A 295-nucleotide genomic window follows, 5' to 3' on the forward strand; every position below is an offset into this window, starting at 1 on the left:
CCCACCTGCACGAATTCGACCACACCTACCGGGAATGGATGAACGAGAAAACCACCATCAAAGACCCTGCTACCGGCGCCTACACCAAGGTCTACACCCACCAACGCGTCCGAGCGGCCTATCAATCATTGCTATCTCTGCACCGCAGAGACCTGCTGTTTACCTACCTGCAACCCCCACCAACAACCATCGACCCCGACAACCTTGCAGCAACAACAAACAGCCTCGAAGGTGGCATCAACGCCCCCATAAAAGAACTAGCCCGCAGACACCGCGGACTATCACTACCGCATCA

1 pseudogene is annotated in these 295 nt (G+C 55.9%); it reads left to right on the forward strand.

Features of this window, described 5'->3' with window-relative positions:
* Positions 1-295, forward strand: a pseudogene (locus tag HMPREF2847_RS11305) (IS256 family transposase); the annotation flags it as partial.

The sequence above is a fragment of the Corynebacterium sp. HMSC074C03 genome, assembly GCF_001838285.1.
Lineage (GTDB): Bacteria > Actinomycetota > Actinomycetes > Mycobacteriales > Mycobacteriaceae > Corynebacterium > Corynebacterium amycolatum.